This window comes from Xanthomonas sp. GPE 39, assembly GCF_000963005.1.
Taxonomy (GTDB): domain Bacteria; phylum Pseudomonadota; class Gammaproteobacteria; order Xanthomonadales; family Xanthomonadaceae; genus Xanthomonas_A.
This window is the reverse complement of sequence record NZ_JZHZ01000007.1, coordinates 2,435,511-2,458,814: the sequence shown is the minus strand read 5'-3', so window position 1 is coordinate 2,458,814 and position 23,304 is coordinate 2,435,511. Positions and strand designations below refer to the sequence as shown.

Below are 23,304 nucleotides of genomic sequence, written 5' to 3'. Positions count from 1 at the left end.
ACGCGGCCGCTGCGTGGGTGCAGCGGCATGTATTCGGCATTCCTCATCACTGCAGCGCTAAGCTTGTGCGGTGAATATGTCGCCAGATCAGCGCAGAGAGGGATCCCCACGCAGGTGGCGCTCGGTGCCGCTGTGGCGTGATCGCCGCGTCTGGCGTTTGGCGCTGGCGTTGCTGCTGTTGGCGGCTGCCGCGTTGGTGGTGTTTCGGCGCCCGCTCGCTGACCTGATCTGGCCGGAGACGCGGATCCAGCAATTGCTCGACCAAGGCCGTGCCGCACTGCACGCGGGTCGGCTGACAGCGCCCGATGGCAGTGGTGCGCGCGAGCGCTTCGAGGCCGCCCTGGCGCTGGATAGCGACCGCATGCAGGCGCGCAACGGGCTGGCCGCGACGGGACAAGCTGCCTTGGGCCAGGCGCGCGTGGCGTTGGCGACTGGCCGTTATGCGCAGGCGCGCACGGCGCTGGCGCTGGCGCGCGAACTGCAAGTGCCACGCGCCGATGCCGATCGCATCGAGGCGGCATTGCATGCACGCGAAGCCGCGCATGCCGGAATCGCGCATCTGTTGCAACAGGCGGCACAAGCGCGCCGCGATGGCCACCTGGACGACGGGCCGGATGCGGCCCTGCCGTTGTACCAACGCGTGCTGGCGTTCGCGCCCGAGCGTACCGACGCGCTGGAGGGACGCGAGGATGCGCTGTCGGAACTGTTGCAGCGTGCCCGTGATGCGTTGGCGCGTGGTGATCTGGCGGCGGCCGCGGCAATGGTGGAGCACGTCCGTACTTACGATCCCGGCCACGTGGAGCTGCCGGAGACGGAGGCGGCGTTGAGCCAGGCACTGGATACCTTGCAGCGCGACGCCGAACAAGCGCTGCGCAGGCAACGTCTGGATGCGGCGGCACGCGCCTTCGCGCGCTGGCGTGCGGCGGTGCCGGATGCCGCTGGCGCGCGCGATGGGATCGAGCGGGTCGCCGCGGCCTATGCGGCGCAGGCCACCCATGCCGCTGCCGATTTTCGTTTCGCCGAGGCCGAGCGCGCCCTGCGCAAGGGCGAAGCACTGGCGCAGGACAATCCTGCGCTGATCGATGCGCGGCAAGCGTTGCGGCGGGCGTTGCAGACGCAGGCGACGCGTTTGTCCTCGACCGAACGCAATCGTCGCTTGCAACGCGTGCTGGCCGATCTGCAGGCGGCGCAGGCGCGGGGCGATTGGCTGACACCGCCGGGAGCCAGTGCCTACGACACCTTGCGGGCGGCGCAGTTACTGGCGCCGCGCGATGCGCGGGTGCGTGCGGCCGAGCAACGGGTGTCGGTGATGTTGCGGCAGTGCTTCGACGATGCCTTGCGCGGTAATCGTGTGCTGGCGGCGAGTGCGTGCTACGACGCCTGGCGCACGTTGGCGCCCAATGGCGCGGGCGTGGCGACGGCGCGGCGGCGTCTGGCGCAGCGCTGGCTCGCGCTGGGCGATGAACGTCTCAGTAGCGGCGATGCTGCATTCGCCTACGAGGCACTGCGGCACGCCCGTGCGATCGATCCAGACACGCCGGAACTGGTTGCGTTCCAGCGGCGGCTACGCAGCGTGTTTCCACAGCGCTAGTGCCAGCCTTGTTGATTCCTCAGTCGAGAAACACCTCGCGCACCGTCTCGCGCGCGGCATCCAGCGAGAAATGCGTGGCGATATTGCGCAGGCCATTGTCGGCCAGCGTCTGCCACAGCGTTGCATCGGTGTAGAGCTGTGCGATGGCGTCGGCGAAGTGCGCCGCGTCGTCGGCGATCAGGACATCCTGCCCATTGCGCAGATGCATGCCCTCCACCGCGCAGGTAGTGGCGACCACCGGCTGGCCGTGGGCCATGCTCAGATTGATCTTGCCCTTGACGCCGGCACCGAAGCGCAGCGGTGCCACCGCGATGCGCATGCCGTCCATGTAGGCGGCGATGTCCGGCACGTGACCGAGCAGTTCCACACCCGCGCTGGCCTTGCCGAGGCTGCGCAGATCCTCGGGGATGTCCGCGCCGATGCAGTGAAAACGTACTTGTGGCAGGCGCGCCCGCAACAGCGGAAATACTTCCTGCAAAAACCAGCGCACCGCATCCACGTTGGGCGCGTGGCGGAAGCCGCCGACGAACACCAGGTCGCGGCGCTGCGCCCATGGCAGGCCGGGGCCGGCGACGTCGTGCAGGTTGGAGATCAGCGCGGTCCGGACTTGTGGCGCTTCGCGTTGCAACTGTTCGCGTTCGACGGCACTGACCAGGATAGTGACGTCCACCTGCGCCATCACTTCCAGCTCGCGCGCGCGGGTGCGTTCGGCCTCGCGCAGCAAGCGCGCATCGCCGCTCAGTTCGGCGCCGCGGCGCTCGCGCAGGTAATGCAGGTCCACGGTGTCGAACAGCCGTCGCGCTTGCGGCGCGAAGCGGCGCAGCAGCGGCAAGCAGGCGTGCGCGAGGTGATGGCGTACCAGCAGTACGCTGTGGAAACGGGGGCCGTGTTGCTGCAGGAAAGCCGTCATGTTTTTCAGGTACGGCGCGTACCACACTTCGACACCGAGCCGTTGCAGCGCTTCGCTGTAGCGGCTGGCATAGGTGCGGCTGCTGGGGACGAAGACCACGTGCGCGCCGTGCTGCAACAGCAGGCGGATCAGATTGAGCTGGCGCAACGAGGCCGAATCGCGATCCGGCTGTGGCAGTGCCTCGTCGACGATCAGCACCTGGAGTTGGTGTCGGTGCAGCCGCGCCGGTGTCGGCAGTTCGCCGGGGGAGAGTTGCCGTTGCAGCGCTGCGGCCCACTTGGTGGCGAAGATCGCGCGGTTGCGCACCTGGTAGGCTTTGATGCCCGTGTTGGTGTCGGTGCCGTTGCTGGTGCCCTCGTCGTGCACCACCCGGCTTGCCGGTTGCAGCAGGGTGCGGCGTCCGCTGGCACGGACCGCAAAGGCGAGGTCGGTGTCTTCGTAATACGCCGGCATGTAGCGGGTGTCGAAGCCGCCGAGTTCCATGAACAACGTGCGCTCGATCGCCAGTGCCGCGCCGCTGCCGTAATCGACCTCGCGCAGATAGGCGTAGCGTGGGTCGTCCGGGGATTCGAAGCGGCCATAGCTCCAGGCGCTGCCGTCGGCGAACACGACACCGCCGGCATCCTGCAGACGCCCATCGGGATACAGCAGTTGTGCGCTGACCAGGCCAGCTTGCGGGACCTGCGCGAAGGTTTCCAGCAGCGCATCCAGCCAACCCGGTTGCGGCACCGTGTCGTTGTTGAGGAACACCAGATAGCGTCCCTGGGCGCGGGCCGCACCGTCGTTGCAGGTAGCGATGAAGCCGCCGTTGCGTTCGCGCACGTGGTAGCGCAGCCCGGGCAACTGGACCAGCCATTGCGCGGTCTCGTCGCCGCTGCCGTCGTCGACGACCAGAATCTCGCAGGGCACGCTGGGCGGATGTGCGGCCAGTGCGCGCAGGCAGGCGAGGGTATGCGCCACGTGGTTGTAGACCGGGATGACAATGCTCGCCACCGGTGCCGGGCTGTATGGCAGCGCGAACGGTGCGAATGGCGCTGGTATCACCGTGTACAGCGCGCGATGCGCTGGCGGCAGGGGTTGCGCATGCACGCGCAGCCGCTGCAAGGTGCTACGCCAGCCGCGTGTGCGCAGGCTTGCCAGGCCGCGCCGCAACAGCCCGCTCAGGCGGTTCAGGGCGTAGCGTGCGTTCGCCCAGGACATCGACATCCGTTACTACTCCAAACTAAACGAAGAGGCCATCGTGCCGCGCGACCTGCTGGGCTGCGCTAGACTCGGCGGAATTTACATTCTCGCATCCCCGTGCCACGACGCTACGACGACCACGATACCGACGCTCAGCACGACGATCACGATAGCCCTGCGGCGCTCTGGCGTCGGCGCTTGCTCACCTGGGGGCTGGCCGCTGTCGCATTGGCGCTGGGGTTCCTGATCCCCTATACGGCGTATCTGAACAAGCAGGTCACGCAACGCTTCGGTGAACTGCGCTGGCAGATTCCCACCCGGGTCTATGCGCGCCCGCTGGTGCTGACCCCGGATGCGGCGATGGATGCGCAAACCTTGAAGACCGAACTGGATGCGGCCAGCTATCGTCCCGATGCCGGCGCCACCCGTCCGGGCACCTATCAGCAGGACGGGGCGCGCTTCTTGATCGCCAGTCGCGGCTACATCGATGTCGATGGCCGGGTGCCACCAAGGCGGGTGGAGGTCGCGCTGGCCGGTGGTCGCGTGACCCTGCTACGCGATCTGCAGACGCGCGCCTCGCTCAAGGCCGTGCGCCTGGATCCGGCGCGCATCGCCACCTTGTACGGGCAGAAACAGGAAGAACGGCGTTTGGTGCGGGTGGAGGAAGTGCCCGAGTTGCTGGTCACTGGTTTGCAGGCGGTGGAAGACCGCGATTTCAATTCCCACCACGGCATCGATCTCAGCAGCATGGTGCGTGCGGCCTGGGTCATGGTGCGTTCCGGCGGCAAGAGTCGGCAGGGGGCCAGTACCTTGACCCAGCAGCTCGCGCGCAGCGGTCTGCTCGGGATCGGCAAGGAACAGACGCTCGCCCGTAAGTTCAACGAGATCCTGTACGCGCTGATCATCGAGGCACGTTACGACAAGCGCACCATTCTGGAGGCCTATCTGAACCAGGTGTACCTGGGCCAGCGCGGTAACCAGGCGGTGCATGGCGTGGCCTCTGGCGCGGAATTCTGGTTCGGTCGCGAACTGGATGCGTTGACCCCGGAGCAAATGGCCTTGCTGATCGGCCTGGTCAAAGGGCCGTCCTATTACGACCCGCGACGCGCTCCCGAGCGTGCGCTGGACCGGCGTAATTTCGTCCTCGGCAAGCTGCGCGAAAGCGAGTTGATCGACGAGCCGACCTATCGCCGCGCCTTGCTCGCGCCGTTGGGGGTGCCGGCCAATCCAGGGCTGGTCGCGGCCAACCGCTTCTCGGCCTATGTCGACCTGGTGCGCCGTCAATTGGCCCGCGATTACCCTGAAAGCGCATTGCAGGGTGCCGGGCTCAGCGTGTTGACTGGTATGGCGCCATCGGCGCAGGCCGATGCCGAGGGCGCGATCATGCGTACCCTCACCGCGTTGGAGACCAACAAGAAACGCCCGCCGTTGCAGGCAGGGTTGGTGCTGACCGACACCCACAATGGCGAGGTGCTGGCGGTCGTGGGCAGTCGCGATGTGGCGCAGCCGGGCTTCAATCGCGCGATCGAGGCGCAACGCCAGATCGGTTCGTTGATCAAGCCGTTCGTGTACCTGTTGGCGCTGGCGCAGCCGAACCGCTACTCCCTGGCCAGTTGGGTCGACGATGCGCCGGTGACGGTCGAACTGGGCCGTGGCAAGCGCTGGACTCCGGGCAACTCCGACGGCCGCAGTCATGGGACGGTGCGCCTGATCGATGCGCTGGCGCATTCGTACAACCAGGCCACCGTGCGGGTCGGCATGCAGGTCGGGCCGGAGCGGGTGGCGCAACTGGTGCATGTGCTCGCCGGCATCGAGGCCGAACCCAATCCCTCGCTGATTCTCGGCGCGACCGACCAGAGCCCGTATGCGATGGCGCAGCTCTACCAGTTCCTGGCCTCCGGTGGCGAAATCCAGCCCTTGCATGCGGTGCGTGGCGTGCTCGATCCACAGGGCAAGCTGCTCAATCGTTACGACAAGAACCCGGCACCGGCGCAGGAGGGTGATTCCATCGCCGCTAATCTGGTCGGCGTGGGCTTGCAGCAGGTGGTCAGCACGGGTACGGCGCGGCAGTTGCTGAGCGACGGCCTGGGCAAGCTGTCCCCGGCCGGCAAGACCGGTACCAGTAACGACGGTGTGGACAGTTGGTACGCCGGTTACACCGGCGATCACCTGGCGGTGATCTGGGTCGGCAACGATCAGAACAAGCAGACCGGCCTGTACGGTGCAACCGGTGCGATGCGGGTGTGGTCGGAGATTTTCACCCGTCTGCCGAGCGCGCCGTTGCAAGTGCAGGGCAAGGGGATGGATTGGCAATGGATGGACCCGGTGGGGTACAACAGCACCGATCCCGGCTGTCCCGGCGTGCGTCGGTTCCCGTTCGTGGTCGGTTTCGCACCCGCTTACGCGCCATGCACGCCAGCGCAGGCGCTCCCTGAACCCGACGCGCCGGCGTCTGCGTCCACGTCGACGTCCACGTCCACTGAGAGCGAACATCCCAGTGGCGGCTGGCGTCACTGGTTCGGCTTGGACAAAAAGAAAGACCCGCCCGCCCAAGCGGCTTCCACGCCGCCCTCGCATTGATTCCTGGATGCCGCTCATGACCCGACAGATTCCCGCCATCGCCGTCCTCAGCTTGCTGCTCGCCTCTTGCGCCAGTGAGCCGCCCCCGCCGCCGCCAGCGCCAGTGGACACCACGACTCCGGCGCAGCGCATCGCCGCGATCGATGCCAGCGGTGGCGTCGACGACACCGAACTGAACGTGCAGCCGTTGCGCGATCCCGCCGTGCAGGATCTGCGCGATAGCGCCAAGCGCAAGCGCGCCGCTGGCGATCTCGCCGGTGCCGCAGCGGCGCTGGATCAAGCGCTGAAGTTGGTGTCCGACGATCCGGCGTTGCTGCAGGATCGTGCCGAAGTGGCCTTGCTGCAGAAGGACAACGCGCAGGCGGAGGCTTTCGCCAAGCGCGCCATCGACCTGGGTTCGCAAACCGGCCCGTTGTGCCGTCGGCACTGGGCGACCATCGAGCAAGCGCGTCTGGCGCTTGGGCAGAAGGAAAATGCGGCCTCGGCGCATACGCAGATCGCCGCATGCACGGTGCCGGGGATCAAGCGCTATTGAGTCCGGGACGCAGGCGCGGGATACCCCGTGCCTGTCGAATTATCTTAGCTCTGGTTTGCGTTGCAGGTGCAATGTGCGTCGCGATCATCGTGCTTTTGCAGAGATCCTCGATCGCGGTCAGGCTGTTGTACAACGCGGCAGCGGTGTCTGCGACCGAGGTGTCTGTATCGAGTCCGCAGGGTGTCTCTGCGCATACGCGGCCACATGCTTGGTTTCCTTGCCTGGCAGCGATAGGGCTGCCGATCGCCTGCTGTGGTTCCGCGTTCCCTCCCGCTCCTGCCGGTGATCCATGTCGCTCGCCCATGCCAGCACCCAAGCGCTCAGCGAAGGCGGCGCACTTGCCCGTCAGTTGGATGCCTTCGTGCCGCGCGCGGCGCAACTGCGGCTGACCGCGGCGATCGCCGACGCATTCGCGCAGCGCGATGTGCTGCTCGCCGAGGCCGGCACCGGCACCGGCAAGACCTATGCGTATCTGGTCCCGGCGTTGCTGTCGGGGCTGAAGACCATCGTCTCCACCGGCACCCGCGCGCTGCAGGATCAGCTCTATCATCGTGATCTGCCACGGGTGCGTGCGGCGCTGGGCATCGGCTTGAACAGCGCGCTGTTGAAGGGGCGCGCCAACTACCTCTGTAAGTACCGTCTCCAACAGGCCAAGGGCGAGCCGCGCTTCACCGCACGCGAGCAGATCGACCAGTTCCAGCGCATCGTCGCCTGGAGTGGGCGCACCCGCTTCGGTGACATCGCCGAACTGGAGGCGTTGCCCGACGATTCGCCGCTGCTGCCGATGGTCACCTCGACCATGGACAATTGTCTGGGCACCGAATGCCCATTCTGGGGCGAGTGCTTCGTGGTGCAGGCACGGCAACGCGCGCAGGCGGCCGACTTGGTCGTGGTCAACCACCATTTGCTGCTGGCCGACCTGGCGCTGAAACAGGAAGGCTTCGGCGAAATCCTGCCAGGCGCGCAGGCGTTCGTCATTGACGAGGCGCATCAGTTGCCGGAACTGGCGGCGAACTTTTTTGGCGAGGGGTTCGGCATGCGCCCGTTGCAGGAATTGCTGCGCGATTGCCTGGACGAGAGCCGCCATGTCGCTGGCGCATTGGCCAGTGTGCAGGCACCGCTGCAGGCGTTGGAACAGACGCTACGCACGCTGCGTGCGGCGATGGAGGGATTGCCCGCACGCGGTACCCAGTGGCGCTTGTTGGCCAAACCGCAGGTGCGCGATGGGTTCGATGTGTTGCTGGCGGATCTGGCGCGATTGCACGAGGCGTTGGCCGTCTTGCGCGAGGCATCGCCCGGTTTCGATGCGTGCGCGGCGCGCGCGCAGGAGATGCGCACGCGGCTGGGTCACTGGCTGGGCGACGAAGCGCCGATTCCCGATTTCGATGCGCCGCCGGAGCCGCCGTCCAACGATGTGCTGTGGTACGAATTGACCACGCGCGGGTTCCGCTGCCAACGCACACCGTTGGATGTCTCCGCGCCGCTGCGCGCGCATCGCGAGGCTTCGCATGCGGCGTGGGTATTCACCTCGGCGACGCTGGCGGTGAAGGGCGACTTCGCGCACATCGCCACTCGCCTGGGCTTGCGCGATCCGATGACCTTGCTGCAACCCAGTCCATTCGACTGGGCACGGCAGGCGCTGTGCTATCTACCGGCGTTGCCGGACCCCAGTGCGCGTGGCTTCGGGACGGCGCTGATCGCCGCGCTGCTGCCGGTGCTGGAAGCGTCGCAGGGGCGCGCATTTTTGCTGTTCGCTTCGCACCGTGCATTGCGCGAGGCGGCCGAGGCGTTGCGCGATGGTCCCTGGCCGCTGTTCGTGCAGGGCGAAGCACCGCGTGCGACCCTGTTGCAACGTTTTCGTGCCTCGGGCAATGGCGTGCTGCTCGGCTCGGCCAGTTTCCGCGAGGGCGTGGACGTGGTGGGCGAGGCGTTGAGCGTGGTGGTGATCGACAAGTTACCGTTCGCCGCGCCGGATGATCCGGTGTTCGAAGCACGCCTGGACGCGATCCGGCGCGAGGGTGGCAACCCGTTCCGCGACGAGCAATTGCCGCAGGCGGTGATCGCGCTCAAGCAAGGCGTGGGTCGCCTGATTCGCAGCGAGACCGATCGCGGTGTATTGGTGCTGTGCGATCCGCGGCTCTTGTCCAAGTCCTATGGCCGCACCTTTCTGGAGTCGCTGCCGCCGTTCGCCAGAACCCGTGACGTGGAAGAGGTAAGGGCATTCTTTGCGCAACCGGCAATGCCATCGGAGTTCGGAGGCGCGATAGCGTATATGGACGCGCATGATGCGCAGGATGTTCCATGAGCGTGCGGTGGATGTTCTATTGCGCTGGCAGTGGTGATGATGCGCAGTGGCAAGGCACGGCGATTTTCTGTGAAATGGCGGGTGTTCTTCGCTTGCGTCGTCCGAGTGTGTGTATTGTCCAGCGCGCGCGGCCGTTTTGCGTTGCGTGTCGCGGCTTCCTCGTCTCGATACAATCGGCATCCCTAGCGCTTTTCCCCGGTCGCGCGGCCTGAGTTCCGGCATCCCATGAACATCCTCGCTTTCGAAACCTCCACCGAAGCCTGTTCTGTTGCGGTCCACGTTGGCGGCCGCGTGCTGGAACGCTTTGAGCTGGCGCCACGGCGGCATGCCGAGCTGGCGCTGCCGTGGGCTGAGCAGTTGCTGGCCGAGGCGGGTATCGGTCGCCGCCAACTCGATGCGATTGCGTTCGGACGCGGTCCCGGTGCGTTCACCGGCGTGCGTCTGGCGATTGCGTTGGCGCAAGGCATCGCCCTGGCGCTGGAGCTGCCGGTGCTGCCGGTGTCCACGTTGCAGGCATTGGCGCTGCGTGCGCCGACGGCGGCACCACGGGTGCTGGCGACGATCGATGCACGCATGGGCGAGGTCTACACCGCCACGTATGCACGACAGGCCGATGGCACGTTGCAGGCGTTGACCTGCGAGCAGGTGCTGCATCCGGACACATTCGTGTTGCCGGAGCCGGATGCGGCTTGGAGCGCAGTCGGCACGGGTTTGGCGGCGGTCGAGGCGACCTTGCAGCGGCGCTTCGGCGCGCACTGGCATAGCGCTGACGCGCAGGCGTTGCCGCATGCTGCGGACGTGTTGACCCTGGCATTGGCTGCGCAGGCGCGCGGCGAGGCGGTCGCGCCGGAACAGGTCGAACCGGCCTATTTGCGCGACAACGTCGCGCTGACCCTGGCCGAGCAGCAGGCGCAGCGCGCCGCTCGGTGAGTCTCATCGCACCGCAGCGCGGCTGCTTCTGCCGCGTTCGGCTGCCGCAGCGCTCAATAGTCGTAGCTGACGCTCAGACGTATCGCTCGCGGATCCTGTCGTACCAGCGCCGCGCCGTACAGGGGATCGCGCTGGCCGGGGTCGGTTTCCGAATACGGGTATCTCCATAGTGGCGTTTGGCTGTTGAAGACGTTGAAAACGTCCAGTGCGAAGGACAGTTTGTGGTCGGCGGCCGCTGGTCGCCAAGACACGCCCAGATCCAGTTGGGTCAACCATGGCAGGCGTCCCTGGCTGCCTGGGGGCGCTGGCTTGCCTTGGTAATAGTGGTAGGCGATGCCGTAACCGGATGGGTCGCTCTGTTGTGGACCGTAGGAGCCGAGCGCACTGAACGGCGTACCCGACAGTAGCTTGAGGTTGCTCGACACCAGCCACTCGGGGGTGAGTTGGTAGTAGCCGTAGAACTTGAACTGATGGGTGTGATCGTTGCTTTGCGGGCCGTTGCTGTGCTCCATCAAGGGCGCGAAATCCCAGGCTTGGGTCGTCGATGCCGCAGTCTGGCCAATGTTGGAGAGCAGTTGGCCTTCGCTGGTGCCGTAGCTACGCGACCAGGTGTAATCGATGCGGCCATACCAGCGTTGGTCGAAGGGATGTTCCAATGACAGGTTGAGCGCGTAGTAGTTGCGTTTGAACGCAGGAAAGCCGAATTGCGCCTTGCTCAGCGGCACACTGACGCGATTTCCCGACGTGTCGATCAGGGTAAAGGTGTTGCTCCTGCCTGGATTGATCAACCAGCAACTGACCGGGTTGCTGTCCAATGTCACCGGATGCCCTTGCGCGGCGGCGGCGGCGAACACGGTGGTGCTATCGCAATAGTCGTCCACGCCGCTACGCAGGATGCGGTAGGTGGCTTTGGCACCGTAGACCCAGGCATCGCCCCAGGCTTTGTTGAAGCCGAGAATGAACTCGTCCTGGTAGGACGGCGCGATGCCCTGGGTGGCGACTGTCTTTGGATCGGGCAGGATGCCGTAGTTGTTATTGGCCGAAACCGCGCCGGAGATTTGGGTCAGGCCGCTCGGGTCGCCATGCGCGTCGATGCCGCTGTAGGTGTAGTACGTCGAAGTTGCCAGGGTCGCGCCGGCGGCGTTGAATGCTGGGTTGAGCGGCAGCGCCAGATAGTAGCGGCCGGCGTTGGCGTACACCTTGAAACGCGCATCGCCGGCGACATCCCAACTCAATCCCAGGCGCGGCGCCCACTGTCCGCTGGTCTGTTTGATGTAGGGGGCGCCGTCGCGGTTGTCGTTGGTGAACTGGTCCAGACGCAGGCCAAGACTGAGCAGTAAGCGGTCGTTGGCCTGCCAGTTGTCCTCGATGTACTGCGCGCGCTGCGCCGAGCGGACCGAGGCCAAGGAACTGTAGACATAGCGACGCACGTAGTAGCCATCCTGGCCGTTGGGATAGCCGCCGGTGGCGGGTACGCCCAATCCGGTATTGATCGGCAACTGCGGATTGGACTGGCCGTAGATCCAGTAGTAGCCGTTGCCCGAGGCCACCGAGCCGCGGTTGAGGGCGCGTGCGTTCTGGTTGTCGATACCGGCGGTGAGGGTGTGTGCGCCGATGGCGTAGTTCAGTTCCAGGCGCAGGTTGTCGGTGCGATTGCCCCGGCGCGGGTCGATCAGCAGCGCGGTGGTCTGTGCGTTGGTGATCGGCGTGCCGCCGGTGTAGGCGGGATTTTGGAACGAAGCGCCGGAGATGTAGGTCAGGCTGCCGTCGTAGCTTGGATTGCCGCTGTAATCGTCGCTGCGCTGTTTGCCGTACTGCGCGCTGAAGGTCAAACGGTCGGTGAGGTAGTTGGTGTATTTGGCGGTCCATAGCTCGCCACCGGTCTTGGTGGTATCGGCGCTGCCGCGCAGTGTGCCGATGTCATCGCCGTTGTAGCCGTAGTACCTGCCGCGAGTGATGTAACGGCTGGAGGCGCCGGTGATTTCCAGCAATTGGCGCTCGCTGATGTTCCAGTCGAGCTTGGCGTACCAACTGGGCTTGCGGTAGCGATAGTCGTAGTAAGACGGATTGGGGTCGCGTGCGCCATAGAATTGGCCGCCGTTTTGCTGCTGTAGTTCGTAGGATCCGAAGAAAAACAGTTTGTCCTGGATCAGGGGGCCGCCCGCGTACACGCTTTGGGTCAAGCGTGTGCTTTTGTTCTCGCTGTCCGGCCGGTACAAGGCGCCATTGCCGGGGAAGGTCGCGTCGCGCTGCGCGCTACGCAGCGCGTTCGGTTCCCAGCTCGTCTGGCCGCCGAAATGCCAGGTGTTGCTACCGCGTTTGCCGACCGCGTTGATCACGCCGCCATCGGAGCGGCCATATTTGGCGCTGTAGCCGCCGGTGTACACCTCCAGTTGTTCGATGCTGCCGTAGGGCAGGGTGAGTCCGCCCAGTCCCCGCAGCGGATCGGTGGTGTTGAAGCCGTTGATGTAGTACGCGTTCTCCGCCGCAGAAGAACCGCCGAAGCTCAGCAGTTGCGCGCCGCTTGGGCCAATGTAGTTTCCGTTGCCGCTGTTGCCGGCCACGCCAGGGGCCAGTTGCGCGATTGCTTCGGCGGAATGTCCCAGTGGCAAGCGCTGCAATTGTTCGGCGTTGATCACGGTGCGCGAATCGACGCTGCCGGTCTCGATCGTTGCGGCGGCGCGGTCCACCTTGACGTTGACGCCGGCCAGGCGGGTGACGGCGGTGAAGGACACATCGGTGACTGTGCCGACGGTCAGAGCCACCCCCTCGCGGTGGTCGAGGACGCTGCCGTCGGCGGCCTCGGCCAGGACGGTGTAAGTGCCCAAGGGAAGTTGGCCGATGCTGTAATGGCCGTGCGCATCGACCTCCACTTCGCGGCTGAGGCCGCTGTCGTTGCGGACCAGGATGCGCTGCGCGTTGGCGGGGGCCTGACCGGCGAGCGCACCTGTGGTGGACTGGGCTCGCGCCAGCGGTGCGCTCAGGGTGGCGCTCAGCGCCAGGGCGAGTAGGGCGGGTCGACGCAGGAGCTGAGGCGTTTTCATCAGGGCATTGGGCTCGCAGGGCGGGGACGGTGAGGCGTTCGCCAAGTGCCGCTCCACTCGTCTGTCGGGTCGGGCGGTGCACGCGGTTACGTTCTCGCCTTATTAACCTTAAGACAAGGCCTGTTCAGAAATGCCGGGTGGTGATGTCGATGGTACGAATGGTTATCTCGGGTGCACCATGAAGAGCCGCGCCGCGTAGTTGCGGCGCAAGCGCGCAGCGTCATTCGACAAGTGGGGTAATGACGGCGGCGCGAAACATCGGCCGTTTGGCTGTGCTGAATCCGGCGCGACTTCGACGCATCGCGCAGCAGGGGTGTCGCTCAGCGGTCGTCGCGCAGGCCGCCATCGGGCAGAAACACCCAGGTGCGGGTGACCTGCAGAATGTCGACGTTGTCTTGGGTGTGTGGCAGTGGTGGGTATGGCTGCGCCAGTCGCACGATCCGCAGCGCGGCGGCATCGAGCATCGGCACGCCGCTGGAGCGCAGGATACGGCTGCTTTCCACGCTTCCGTCGCGGCGCACGCCGACGCTGATCACCACCTGGCCGCCCAATTGGCGGCGGCGGATGTCGTCGGGATAGTTGAGGTTGCCGACGTGTTCGGCACGATCGACCCAAGCGCGCAGGTAATTGGCGTAGGCGTACTCGCGGGTGCTGGCGGACACGAATTTGCGGTTTGGGCGCTTGGCGTACTGCTCCGAGCGCAGATGGACTTCGGCGGCCAGTCGTGCCATCTCCGCGTCGCGCTGTTCGCGCTGCGCGTCCACCGGGCGCAGCGGGTCGTCGGTTAGCGGTCGTGTCTGCGCCAGCGGCAGTGGCTCCTCGCCACGGACGCTGCTGACGACGCGCGGTGTCGGTTCTGGGGCTGCGGCTGCGGTCTGCGCGCGCAGCACCTGCGGTGCCACCCCGTCCTGTTGCTGTGGCACCACGCCGGGCTGGCTCTCGCGTGGACGCTGCGGCGTGGGGTGGTCGCCGCCGCCCTGTTGGTTGGCCTGGGCGAGGAAGTCGGCCTGCTTCGGGGTCAGCGGGGTACTGGTTTGGCTGAAGATCACGTCTAGCGTGGGCACCAGTGGGGCGTCGTCGTCGATTGCAAAGCCGATGCCGAGGATCAGCAGGCCATGCACGATCAACGACAGCACCAACGTGGCGCCGAGCCGTTCGCGCTCGCCGATGCGCGGCGCAGGCATCGCGGTCCCCGCAGTCATCGCGCCGGGTGGGCCTCGATGGCGTCGAACAGCAGTCCGGCGATGTTGAGCCCGTATTGCGCGTCCAGTTCGCGCACGCAGGTGGGGCTGGTGACGTTGACCTCGGTGAGGTAGTCGCCGATCACATCCAGGCCGACGAAGCGCATGCCGCGCCGCTTCATCTCCGGGCCGACCTGTGCGGCGATCCAGCGGTCGCGCTCGCTGAGCGGGCGGCCTTCGCCACGGCCGCCGGCGGCGAGGTTGCCGCGGAACTCGTCGCCTTGCGGGATCCGCGCCAGACAGTAGTCCACCGCGACCCCGTCCACCAGCAGGATGCGCTTGTCGCCTGCACTGATGGCCGGGATGAAGCGCTGCGCCAGCGCCAAGGTGCGCCCGCCGTCGGTGAGCGTTTCCAGGATCACGTTAAGGTTAGGATCGCCGTTGCCGCTGCGGAAGATCGAACGTCCGCCCATTCCGTCCAGCGGTTTCAGCACCGCCTGGCCGTGTTCGAGGACGAAGGCTTTCAGCGCCGCCGCGTCGCGGCTGACCAAGGTTGGCGGGCAGCATTGCGGAAACAGCAGCGCTGCCAGCTTCTCGTTGAAATCACGCAGGCCCTGCGGATCGTTGACCACTTGCGCCCCGGCACGCTGCGCCACGCTCAGTACGTGGGTGTCGTAGAGGAACTCCGCATCGAACGGTGGATCCTTGCGCATCAAGACGACCTGTCCGGGGCCGAACGTCAGGTCGGTGAATGCGTCCAGTTCGAACCAGCCGGCCTTGTCCTCGCGCACCCGCAGTGGCGCGGCCTGGGCCAGGGCGTGGCCGTCGCGCAGGCTCAGACCGCCGGGGCGCACGTAGTGCAGACGATGGCCGCGGCGCTGCGCTTCCAGCAGCATCGCGAACGTCGTGTCTTTGGCAATTTTGATGTTGGCGATGGGGTCCATCACCACGATGACATCGAACGGCATGGCCGGCACTCGAGAGAATCAATCGAGAATGGTAGCGGGTCGGTGGCGATGCCGCGCAACGCTCGCTGCGCGGGTCAGCACGCTGTCACACTGCATCGGTCAAAATGTGACGTGGTTAGCGCTGGGAATTGCTTTAATGCAGACCTGTGATGGCAACCTTGACAGTCATAGCCGGTCCTGTGAAACATGGTGTTTCGCAGCGATGTCCGATTCGATGCAGCATCGCGTTTAGGGGTAAATAAATGAGTGAAAACACGACTGCGGGGCGGGCACTCGCAGGACTTCGGGTCATGGTCATCGACGATTCGAAAACGATTCGTCGTACCGCCGAGACGTTGCTGAAGCGCGAAGGCTGTGAAGTCGTCACCGCGACGGACGGTTTCGAGGCACTGGCCAAGATCGCCGATCAGCAGCCGCAGATCATCTTCGTTGACATCATGATGCCGCGCCTGGACGGGTATCAGACATGTGCGCTGATCAAGGGCAACACGTTGTTCAAGGCGACCCCGGTGATCATGTTGTCTTCCAAGGATGGTCTGTTCGACAAGGCGCGCGGTCGCATTGTCGGATCCGAGCAGTACCTCACCAAACCCTTTACGCGTGAAGAGCTGCTGGGCGCGATACGTACTTACGTCAACGCCTAACCAGGGGAAGGAAGCATGGCTCGAATCTTGTTGATCGAAGACTCACCGACCGACCGGGCGGTTTTCACGCAGTGGCTGCAGAAGGCCGGTTACGAGGTGTTGGCCGTCGACAACGCCGAGGACGGGCTCGCACTCGCCCGCGAGCAGTTGCCGAATTTGATCCTCATGGACGTGGTACTGCCAGGCATGAGCGGTTTTCAGGCGACCCGCGCATTGTCGCGCGACGAGGCAACCCGGCATATCCCGGTGCTCATTATCAGCACCAAGGCGATGGAAACCGACAGGGTCTGGGGTATGCGCCAAGGCGCCACCGACTATATCGTCAAGCCGCCGCGGGAAGAGGAAATTATCGCGCGCATCAATCAGTTGGTCGGCTGACGTGCGCTCTCCATTCGATATCCTCGAAGCATACGAGCGACGCAGCTTGGCCCACGCGGTGCAGATGCCCGCGTTGGCGTTTGACGAGAACGTTTGGCGCGGTGTCGGCTTTCGCGTTGGCAAGCGCCATTTGGTATCGGATTTTCGCGAAGTGGTGGAGATCGTGCGGATGCCGCCGGTCACTCCGGTGCCTGGCGCACAGCCGTGGCTGCTGGGTGTTGGTAACTTGCGCGGCAACCTGTTCCCGGTGATCGATCTGAAACAGTTCTTGCAAGGCGAGCGCACCGCGCTGCAAGAGGGGCAGCGCGTCCTGATCATGCGTCAAAGTGGCGGCGATGTCGCCCTGACCATCGACGAACTATTCGGTCAGCGTAGTTTTACCGCCGCGCAGGCCATGCAGCCGGGTGATCTGGCACAGGGGCGTTATGCGCATTTCATCGACCGCGCTTTCCGCAGCGACGCCCAAGACTGGGGCGTGTTCTCGCTGTCGCTGTTATCGCGCACCCCGGAATTCCGTCAAGCCGCCGCCTGAGCGTGTGGCCTGCTTTCGCATCGAAGATTGAGGTTACATCATGAGTAGTGCTTCGGACGCCCGCAAGGCCAGCAAGTTTGGCAGCGTAGGCACGAGTTCCTGGCTTGGATTGCTGGCGTTGTCGCTGATCGTGTTCGGCGCCAATACCGGTGTCGCCACCTGGCAGGGCAATCGTCTGGCCGGCGCCAGCACCGGCGCGGCCGATTTGCAGGTGTTGTCGCAGCAGCTCGCCAACCAGAGCCGCGAGGCGGTGTCCGGCAACGCCGATAGCTACAAGCAATTCAAGCAGACCAAGCTGCGGGTCGAGCACACCGTCGCCCAGCTCAATGCACGCTATGCCCAGGAGGCGGGGGTGGCGGGGCCGTTGCAGACGCTTGACCACACTTGGGCGCCGTTGGCCAAGAGCGCGCAGCAGGTGGTGGACAGCGAGCCGGCCGTGCTGGCTTTGGCCGGCAATGCCGAACGCTTCGTTTCCAGCGTGCCGCAGCTACAGGCGCAATTGAACGAGGTGGTGCGCGCGATGACCGCCGGCGGCGCGCCCGCCGCGCAGATCTACAACACACTGCAACAGGTGGTGGTGGCTGGCACCATGGCCCGTCGTGTCACCGAAATGCGTGCCGGTGGCCCTAGCGCGGTCAACGCTGGTGATGCGCTGGCACGCGACGCGATGGTATTCGGGCAGATGCTCGATGGCCTGCATAACGGCAATCAGGAATTGGGCATTGTCCCGGTGCGCAATGCCACCGCCCTGTCTGCGTTGGAGCAATCGCAGACACAGTGGATGGGAATGAAAAAGGATCTGGATGCGTTGCTGGCCAGTTCGCGCAGCTTGTTCGCGGCACAGGCCGCAGCCGACGCGCTGATCGATGGCTCGAACAAAATGCTGGACGACAGCAAGAAGTTGTTCGATGCCTTTTCCGCGTTTGGCTCCATCCGCGATACGCGTCTGTTTCCGAATTTCTGGTTGGGCGTGATCTCCGGCCTGTTGGCATTGCTGTCGATCGTCGGCTTCGTCTGGACCAGCGTGCGTAGTCGCAGCCGTGAGCAGGAAATCCGTTATCAGACCCAGGTCGAATACAACAGCCGCAACCAGCAAGCGATCATGCGCTTGCTCGATGAGATCAGCTCCCTCGGCGAAGGCGACTTGACGGTCAAAGCGTCGGTGACCGAAGACATGACCGGCGCCATCGCGGACGCGATCAACTACGCCGTCGATGAGTTGCGGCATCTGGTCACCACGATCAACGACACCTCGGCCAACGTGGCCCTGTCCGCCGAGGAAACCCAGTCCACCGCACGGCAACTGGCCGAGGCCGCAGGTCGCCAGGCCGAGCAGATCGGCTCGGCATCCGTGCGCATCAACGAAATCGCCTCCAGCATCGAACAAGTCTCGCGCAACTCCAGCGAATCGGCCGAGGTTGCGCAGCGCTCGGTGGTGATCGCCGCCGAGGGCGCTGGTGTGGTCCGCGAGACCATCCAGGGCATGGACCAGATTCGCGATCAGATCCAGGAAACCTCAAAGCGCATCAAACGCCTGGGCGAATCCACTCAGGAAATCGGCTCCATCGTCGAACTGATCAACGACATTTCCGAGCAAACCAATATCCTGGCGCTCAATGCCGCTGTGCAGGCCGCTTCTGCCGGTGAAGCCGGGCGCGGTTTCGCTCTGGTTGCCGACGAAGTGCAGCGGCTTGCCGAACGTACTTCCGGCGCGACTCGCCGGATCGAGGGCCTGGTGCAGACCATTCAGGCCGATACCAATGAAGCGGTCAGTTCGATGGAGCAGACCACTTCCGAAGTGGTGTCCGGCGCGCGTCTGGCCGAGGACGCCGGCACCGCACTGACCGAGATCGAGCGCGTGTCCAACGCGCTCAACACCCTCATCAAGAACATCTCCATCGCCGCCCATCAGCAATCGGCGGCGGCGATCGACATCACCCAGACGATGGAGGTGATTCGTCGCATCACCGGGCAGACCTCGCAAGGCGCCGGACAGACCGTCGAATCGATCGGCCGGCTGGCGCAGTTGGCCGCCGATCTGCGGCGCTCCGTCGCCGACTTCAAACTGCCGGCGTGAGCGGATCGGCCTCGGGTGGAAGGAAACGCACATGACGTACCGTGAACAATTCCCGCACATCGTCTTCGTCCTGGTGGGACTGCGTCGTGCATGCCGTGTTGCGGAGACGCCGCGATGAGTGCGCTGCGCGAGGCCATGAGTCATGCCGCGCTGGGCTGGGTCAAGCCGGAATTGGACGAAATCCTGCGCCAGGTACGTGGCGAAATCGAAGCATTCGTCGAGGAGCCCGCCGACACCGGGCGCATGGGTTTCTGCGCCGGCTACCTGCACCAAGTGCAGGGGACCTTGCGCATGGTCGAGCTGTACGCCTCGGCGATGGTGGTCGAGGAGTTGGAGTTGCTGGCGGTCGCGGTGCAGAACGGCCAGACGCTCGACCGCGACGAGGCGTGTGCCACGCTGATGCGCGGTACTGTGCTGCTGCCGGATTATCTGGAGCGTCTGCAGGACGGGCACCGCGACATTCCGATTGTGCTGTTGCCGCTGCTCAACGAAATCCGCGCCTTGCGTGGCGAAAGCGGCTTGGGCGAAAGCGCGTTACTGGCGTTGTCTCCGGATGCCGCTGCGGCCTCCCAGGCCGAACTGGATCATGCCCGTGGCAGCATCAGCGGTCGTAACCGCGAGTTGCTCGACACCGTTGGGACTGCGGTCAAGGAAGAACTGTTGCGGGTCAAGGATGCGCTCGATCTACACCTGCGCACAGGTGCCGATGTTGCCGCTTTGCAGACTCAGGTTGCCGAACTCGCCAGCGTCGCCGACACGCTCGGAGTGATGGGGCTGGAGGTGGCGCGCAGCGTGGTCGTGCAGCAACGCGATGCGCTGCGCAGCATCGTCGACGGCGAGCGTCAGGCCGATGAAGCCCTATTACTGGATATCGCCGGCGCGCTGCTGTACGTGGACGCCTCGCTCGACGATCAAGTGGCCTACCTGGGTGCCAGCATCGACATTCAAGACGATGCCAGCGCGGCAGAGGCGCGGCGCACGCTGGAAGCGTTGGCGCAAGAGGCGATGGCCAATTTCGCCAACGCCCGCGAGCATGTCGTCGCATTCATCGAAACCAATTGGGACCACGACCGCCTGGTCGAAGTGCCGCGCCTGCTCGTCGAGGTTGCCGGCGCCTTGCGCATGCTGCAACTCCCGCGACCGGCCGATTACCTGGAGGGCGTGCGTCGCTACGTTGCCACTGAATTGATCGAGAAGCGCCGCGTGCCCAGTGGCCGGCAACTCGACACCCTGGCCGACGCCATGGCCAGTCTGGAGTATTACCTGGAGGCGCTGCGCGCGCGTCGCCCTGGGCGCGAGGAGATTCTCGACATCGCCCACAGCAGCCTGGAAGCGCTGCGCTACTGGCCGTTACCCAGTGTCGTGTCGACGCCGCAAGGTGAATCGACGCCGTCGCCCGAGCAAAATCGGGCCGAGGCGGTCGCGCCGCCGTCGATCTCTGCCTGGGATCTGGCTCCGGTCGTGGAAACGCCGGGGCCGCAGATGCCCTCGTCGCGACCGCAGTGGACGTTGGACGCGGGCAATGCCCAGGTCGATGTCGACAGCGACATCGATGGCGTATCCGAGCTGGTCGAGGGCGTCACGCTCATGATGACGCCTGCCGACAGCGTCGATGACAGCGCGCAGGCGCTAAGCTTCGATCCGGTTGCCGCCGAGCAGGAAGCGTGGACAGGCACGTCCGAGCCGCTGCACATTGACCTCGACACACTGGAGCTGGAGCAGGCGAGCTTCCGCCCGCAGGCCACTGCCTTGGAGGCAACGGCGGATGCGTTATCGCTGCCGCCTGTGGTTGGTTTCGATCCGGTGGCGGCTGAATATGCCGAGTCTCCCGTGTACACGCCCGATGCCGATCTGGGCGAGCAGGATGATCCGAGTCTTGTCATCGTCGAGATGCCTGCCGCCATGTCGGTGGCGACCGATCCATCCGAGGACACGCTGACGATCGAACTGGACGATGCGCTGGCTTTCGCCGACGTGCCGATGGCTGCGACCGACCCGGCGTATGTACTCGATTGGCACGAAACGTCGCAGCCATCAGCAATTGAGCTGGATGCTGAGGCGCAGCGTATTTTCGCTGACCACGCGCATGCCGACGATGCGGTGTCCGTGCCGCCGGACACGATGGTGCTCGACGAGGATGAGTCCGATCAGGTGGCCGCTGCGGCTCTCGCCGAGACTGACATCGCTCCCGCGCCGTCCGATCACGTTCCCGCCATCGCATTGGCAACGCGCGATATCGATGCGGTTCCACCAGCCGCCACGGCCGCCGAGGTGGGTCGTGTACGCCAGCATGCGTTCAACGAGGCCGTGACGACTGTCGATGCCGGTTTCATTCAAGCCGATGACGCTATCGACGATGACATCCGCGCTGTCTTCCTCGAAGAATTCGATGAAGAACTGGTCAATCTCGGCAAGCTCCTGCCGGCTTGGCTTGCTGCGCCAGGTCACACGGACAACCTACGGCCGATCCGTCGTGTGTTCCACACCTTGAAGGGCAGTGGCCGCTTGGTTGGCGCCTGCGTGCTCGCTGAGTTCAGTTGGAAGATCGAGAGCATGCTCAACCGCGTGCTCGACGGCGCCCGTCCGGCCAGCCCGGCGGTCGTGGCGATGGTCGAGCAGGCCTACACCGTGTTGCCGAAGTTCAACGAGGCGTTGCGTGGTGATGGCGTGCTCCACGTCGAACTCGACGCGTTGCAGGCGGTTGCCGAGCGGATTGCCGCTGGCGAGGAGGCGTATTACGTCGCCGCCTCGCCAGTTCTGGCCGACGCACCGCGCTTGGGCACGCCGGCGTCGGTGGACAGCGTGCTGCTCGAAATCCTAGAGGCCGAAGTCACGGCCCATCTGGAAACGATCCACGCCTGGTTGCAGGAGGCACCGCAGCCGGCGACCGAAGCGCTGCTGCGTGCAGTGCACACCATGAGCGGCGCGTTCGCGATGACCGATGTGCCGGAAATCACCGCTGTCACCGGTCCGGCCGAAAGCTACGTCAAGCGTGCGTTGGCGGCCGGTGTCGTGGTCGATGCCGAGGGCGTGCGTGCGCTTGCCGATGTCGGCGATGCCATTGCCGCCACCATCGAGGAACTACAGGCGCCATCGCCGCTGATTCCACGTTTCACCGAATTGGCGCAGCGCCTGCAAGCACTGGTGGACACATTGCCGCAGGTGCAGTGGCCGACCATCGCTTATCACGAAGACGAAGACGAAGATGCACCGTCCGCGCAGCATGAGTCTGATCTGGATGCGCAGTTGTTGCCGGCGGTAGAGCTCACTTCTGCCGACGATCTTTCGGCGTTCCTGGACGATACTGCGCATCTGCCCGATACCGCGCATGTGGCTGATACGCTAGCGCACGATCTTCGTGGTATCGCGGAAACCGACGCTGCGCCGAGCCTGCAGTTGCCGCACACGCTTGACGTCGAACATGCGCACGCCAACCAGCCGGAGCAGGACGCGCATGTCGCATCGTCGATGCCGCAGACTGACGATGTATCCGCTGCTGAGGTGATGACAGGGGCGCGCGAGGAGGACATGTCGCCGGTAGCGACCGTCCCCGACATCGCCGCGCTGCCGGCCGATCACGAGCCCGCCGAGCCGGTGGTGTCGGTGCAGGACGAGTTGCCCCACGAACCGGCCTTGGCGCTGCCGTTGACTGCCGAATCTGTCCCGGCTGCGGATCCGCCACCGTCGTTGGAGTCGCCCGCCTCGCAGGACAGTGCCGCAAGCGCAACGCACGCGGCGGACGAAGACGAGCCAGGTGACGATCAGCGCCAGGATCACGAGGTGCCTGCGCCGAGCGCGCAAGCGCATGCTGTGGAAGTGCATTGCATCGACACGCACGACGCCACGCAGTTGCCTGTGCCGCATCCGCACGCGACCAACTTCCCCGATGCCTCGGTATCGTCGATGACAGGCCAGGCCGGCGATGCCATGTCGCATCTCCACGATCGGCCGCGCGGCAGCGATACCGAGAGCCGCGCTCTGGAGACTGATGCGGAAACCCACACGTCCAATGCCGGTGATACCGCCGATACCGCTGATGCGGCTGATGCGGCTGATGCGGCTGATGCGGCTGATGCGGTTGGTGCCGGCATAGCCATCGAGCAAGCCTCCGCTGCGCATCATGTCGCCATAGCAGAGGCCGGCGAGGCATTCACGAGGGAGGTGGAGACAGTGCCGTCAACGGCGTCCATGCCGAGCGTCACTGCAGTCGGCGGCGATGACGCAAGCAGTGCCGCAGTCATGCAGGACGAGGCAATAGCGACACTGAGCGCCGACCCTGATTCGGTTGAGGCCATGCAGGCCGAGGCACCTGCCGAGGCTACGTTCGTGGCGGAATCAGATGCCGATGCAGCATCGTGCCAAGATCAAACGAATGTATCGCTCGCCGCCGTTGCGCAGATGGATACGGCGCTGGAAAACGCCGCAGCCGCAGCCGCAGCCGCAGCCG

At 65.2% G+C, this 23,304-nt stretch carries 14 protein-coding genes; 10 read left to right on the top strand and 4 right to left on the bottom strand.

Going from position 1 to position 23,304, the window contains the following annotated elements:
- Positions 1–124 precede the first annotated feature (124 nt).
- Positions 125–1,591, top strand: coding sequence for a hypothetical protein (locus XALGPE39_RS10215; protein WP_343123020.1), 1,467 nt, complete (start codon positions 125–127; stop codon positions 1,589–1,591).
- A 19-nt stretch (positions 1,592–1,610) separates the two neighbouring features.
- On the opposite strand, the gene XALGPE39_RS10210 is transcribed toward XALGPE39_RS10215, so the two are convergent.
- Positions 1,611–3,707 carry a glycosyltransferase gene (locus XALGPE39_RS10210; protein WP_045728080.1) on the bottom strand — a complete coding sequence of 699 codons (2,097 nt, stop codon included), beginning with the start codon at positions 3,705–3,707 and terminating at the stop codon, positions 1,611–1,613.
- A 93-nt stretch (positions 3,708–3,800) separates the two neighbouring features.
- On the opposite strand from XALGPE39_RS10210, the gene mrcB reads away from it, so the two are divergent.
- From mrcB to tsaB, 4 genes are all read left to right on the top strand, one after another.
- On the top strand, positions 3,801–6,263 hold the full coding sequence (gene mrcB, locus XALGPE39_RS10205) for a penicillin-binding protein 1B (protein WP_045728079.1): 2,463 nt from the start codon (positions 3,801–3,803) through the stop codon (positions 6,261–6,263).
- 7 nt (positions 6,264–6,270) lie between these two features.
- Positions 6,271–6,798 carry a hypothetical protein gene (locus XALGPE39_RS10200; protein ID WP_045728078.1) on the top strand — a complete coding sequence of 176 codons (528 nt, stop codon included), beginning with the start codon at positions 6,271–6,273 and terminating at the stop codon, positions 6,796–6,798.
- Between the two features lie 289 nt (positions 6,799–7,087).
- Complete coding sequence (locus XALGPE39_RS10195) at positions 7,088–9,103, top strand: ATP-dependent DNA helicase (RefSeq protein WP_045728077.1); 2,016 nt, start codon at positions 7,088–7,090, stop codon at positions 9,101–9,103.
- 225 nt (positions 9,104–9,328) lie between these two features.
- Complete coding sequence (gene tsaB, locus XALGPE39_RS10190; RefSeq protein WP_045728076.1) at positions 9,329–10,033, top strand: tRNA (adenosine(37)-N6)-threonylcarbamoyltransferase complex dimerization subunit type 1 TsaB; 705 nt, start codon at positions 9,329–9,331, stop codon at positions 10,031–10,033.
- Positions 10,034–10,086: 53 nt separating this feature from the next.
- Here tsaB and XALGPE39_RS10185 read toward each other — a convergent pair whose 3' ends face one another.
- From XALGPE39_RS10185 to gshB, 3 genes are all read right to left on the bottom strand, one after another.
- Positions 10,087–13,077, bottom strand: coding sequence for a TonB-dependent receptor (locus XALGPE39_RS10185; RefSeq protein WP_045728075.1), 2,991 nt, complete (start codon positions 13,075–13,077; stop codon positions 10,087–10,089).
- 320 nt (positions 13,078–13,397) lie between these two features.
- Positions 13,398–14,279 carry an energy transducer TonB gene (locus tag XALGPE39_RS10180; protein ID WP_045728074.1) on the bottom strand — a complete coding sequence of 294 codons (882 nt, stop codon included), beginning with the start codon at positions 14,277–14,279 and terminating at the stop codon, positions 13,398–13,400.
- Positions 14,276–15,226 (bottom strand): glutathione synthase, encoded by a 951-nt coding sequence (gene gshB, locus XALGPE39_RS10175; RefSeq protein ID WP_045728073.1) that lies wholly within the window; start codon positions 15,224–15,226, stop codon positions 14,276–14,278. The genes XALGPE39_RS10180 and gshB overlap by 4 nt, the downstream gene beginning before the upstream one ends.
- 242 nt (positions 15,227–15,468) lie before the next feature.
- Here gshB and pilG point away from each other — a divergent pair, with 242 nt between their 5' ends.
- From pilG to XALGPE39_RS10150, 5 genes are all read left to right on the top strand, one after another.
- Positions 15,469–15,870: a twitching motility response regulator PilG gene (gene pilG, locus XALGPE39_RS10170; RefSeq protein WP_045728072.1), complete on the top strand. Its 402-nt coding sequence runs from the start codon at positions 15,469–15,471 to the stop codon at positions 15,868–15,870.
- Positions 15,871–15,885: 15 nt separating this feature from the next.
- On the top strand, positions 15,886–16,248 hold the full coding sequence (locus XALGPE39_RS10165; protein WP_045728071.1) for a response regulator: 363 nt from the start codon (positions 15,886–15,888) through the stop codon (positions 16,246–16,248).
- Between the two features lies 1 nt (position 16,249).
- Positions 16,250–16,780 (top strand): chemotaxis protein CheW, encoded by a 531-nt coding sequence (locus XALGPE39_RS10160; RefSeq protein ID WP_045728070.1) that lies wholly within the window; start codon positions 16,250–16,252, stop codon positions 16,778–16,780.
- A 40-nt stretch (positions 16,781–16,820) separates the two neighbouring features.
- Positions 16,821–18,857: a methyl-accepting chemotaxis protein gene (locus XALGPE39_RS10155; RefSeq protein WP_045728069.1), complete on the top strand. Its 2,037-nt coding sequence runs from the start codon at positions 16,821–16,823 to the stop codon at positions 18,855–18,857.
- A 114-nt stretch (positions 18,858–18,971) separates the two neighbouring features.
- On the top strand, positions 18,972–23,304 hold a 4,333-nt coding region (locus tag XALGPE39_RS10150), incomplete at its 3' end, for an Hpt domain-containing protein (RefSeq protein WP_200893875.1).

Bases quoted from the DNA above. Each gene is read 5' to 3' on its own strand.
- XALGPE39_RS10155 (WP_045728069.1), top strand. From the start codon at position 16,821: ATGAGTAGTGCTTCGGACGCCCGCAAGGCCAGCAAGTTTGGCAGCGTA.
- tsaB (WP_045728076.1), top strand. From the start codon at position 9,329: ATGAACATCCTCGCTTTCGAAACCTCCACCGAAGCCTGTTCTGTTGCG.
- XALGPE39_RS10210 (WP_045728080.1), bottom strand. From the start codon at position 3,707: ATGTCGATGTCCTGGGCGAACGCACGCTACGCCCTGAACCGCCTGAGC.
- XALGPE39_RS10200 (WP_045728078.1), top strand. From the start codon at position 6,271: ATGCCGCTCATGACCCGACAGATTCCCGCCATCGCCGTCCTCAGCTTG.
- XALGPE39_RS10165 (WP_045728071.1), top strand. From the start codon at position 15,886: ATGGCTCGAATCTTGTTGATCGAAGACTCACCGACCGACCGGGCGGTT.
- XALGPE39_RS10185 (WP_045728075.1), bottom strand. From the start codon at position 13,077: ATGAAAACGCCTCAGCTCCTGCGTCGACCCGCCCTACTCGCCCTGGCG.
- gshB (WP_045728073.1), bottom strand. From the start codon at position 15,226: ATGCCGTTCGATGTCATCGTGGTGATGGACCCCATCGCCAACATCAAA.
- XALGPE39_RS10180 (WP_045728074.1), bottom strand. From the start codon at position 14,279: ATGACTGCGGGGACCGCGATGCCTGCGCCGCGCATCGGCGAGCGCGAA.
- pilG (WP_045728072.1), top strand. From the start codon at position 15,469: ATGAGTGAAAACACGACTGCGGGGCGGGCACTCGCAGGACTTCGGGTC.
- XALGPE39_RS10195 (WP_045728077.1), top strand. From the start codon at position 7,088: ATGTCGCTCGCCCATGCCAGCACCCAAGCGCTCAGCGAAGGCGGCGCA.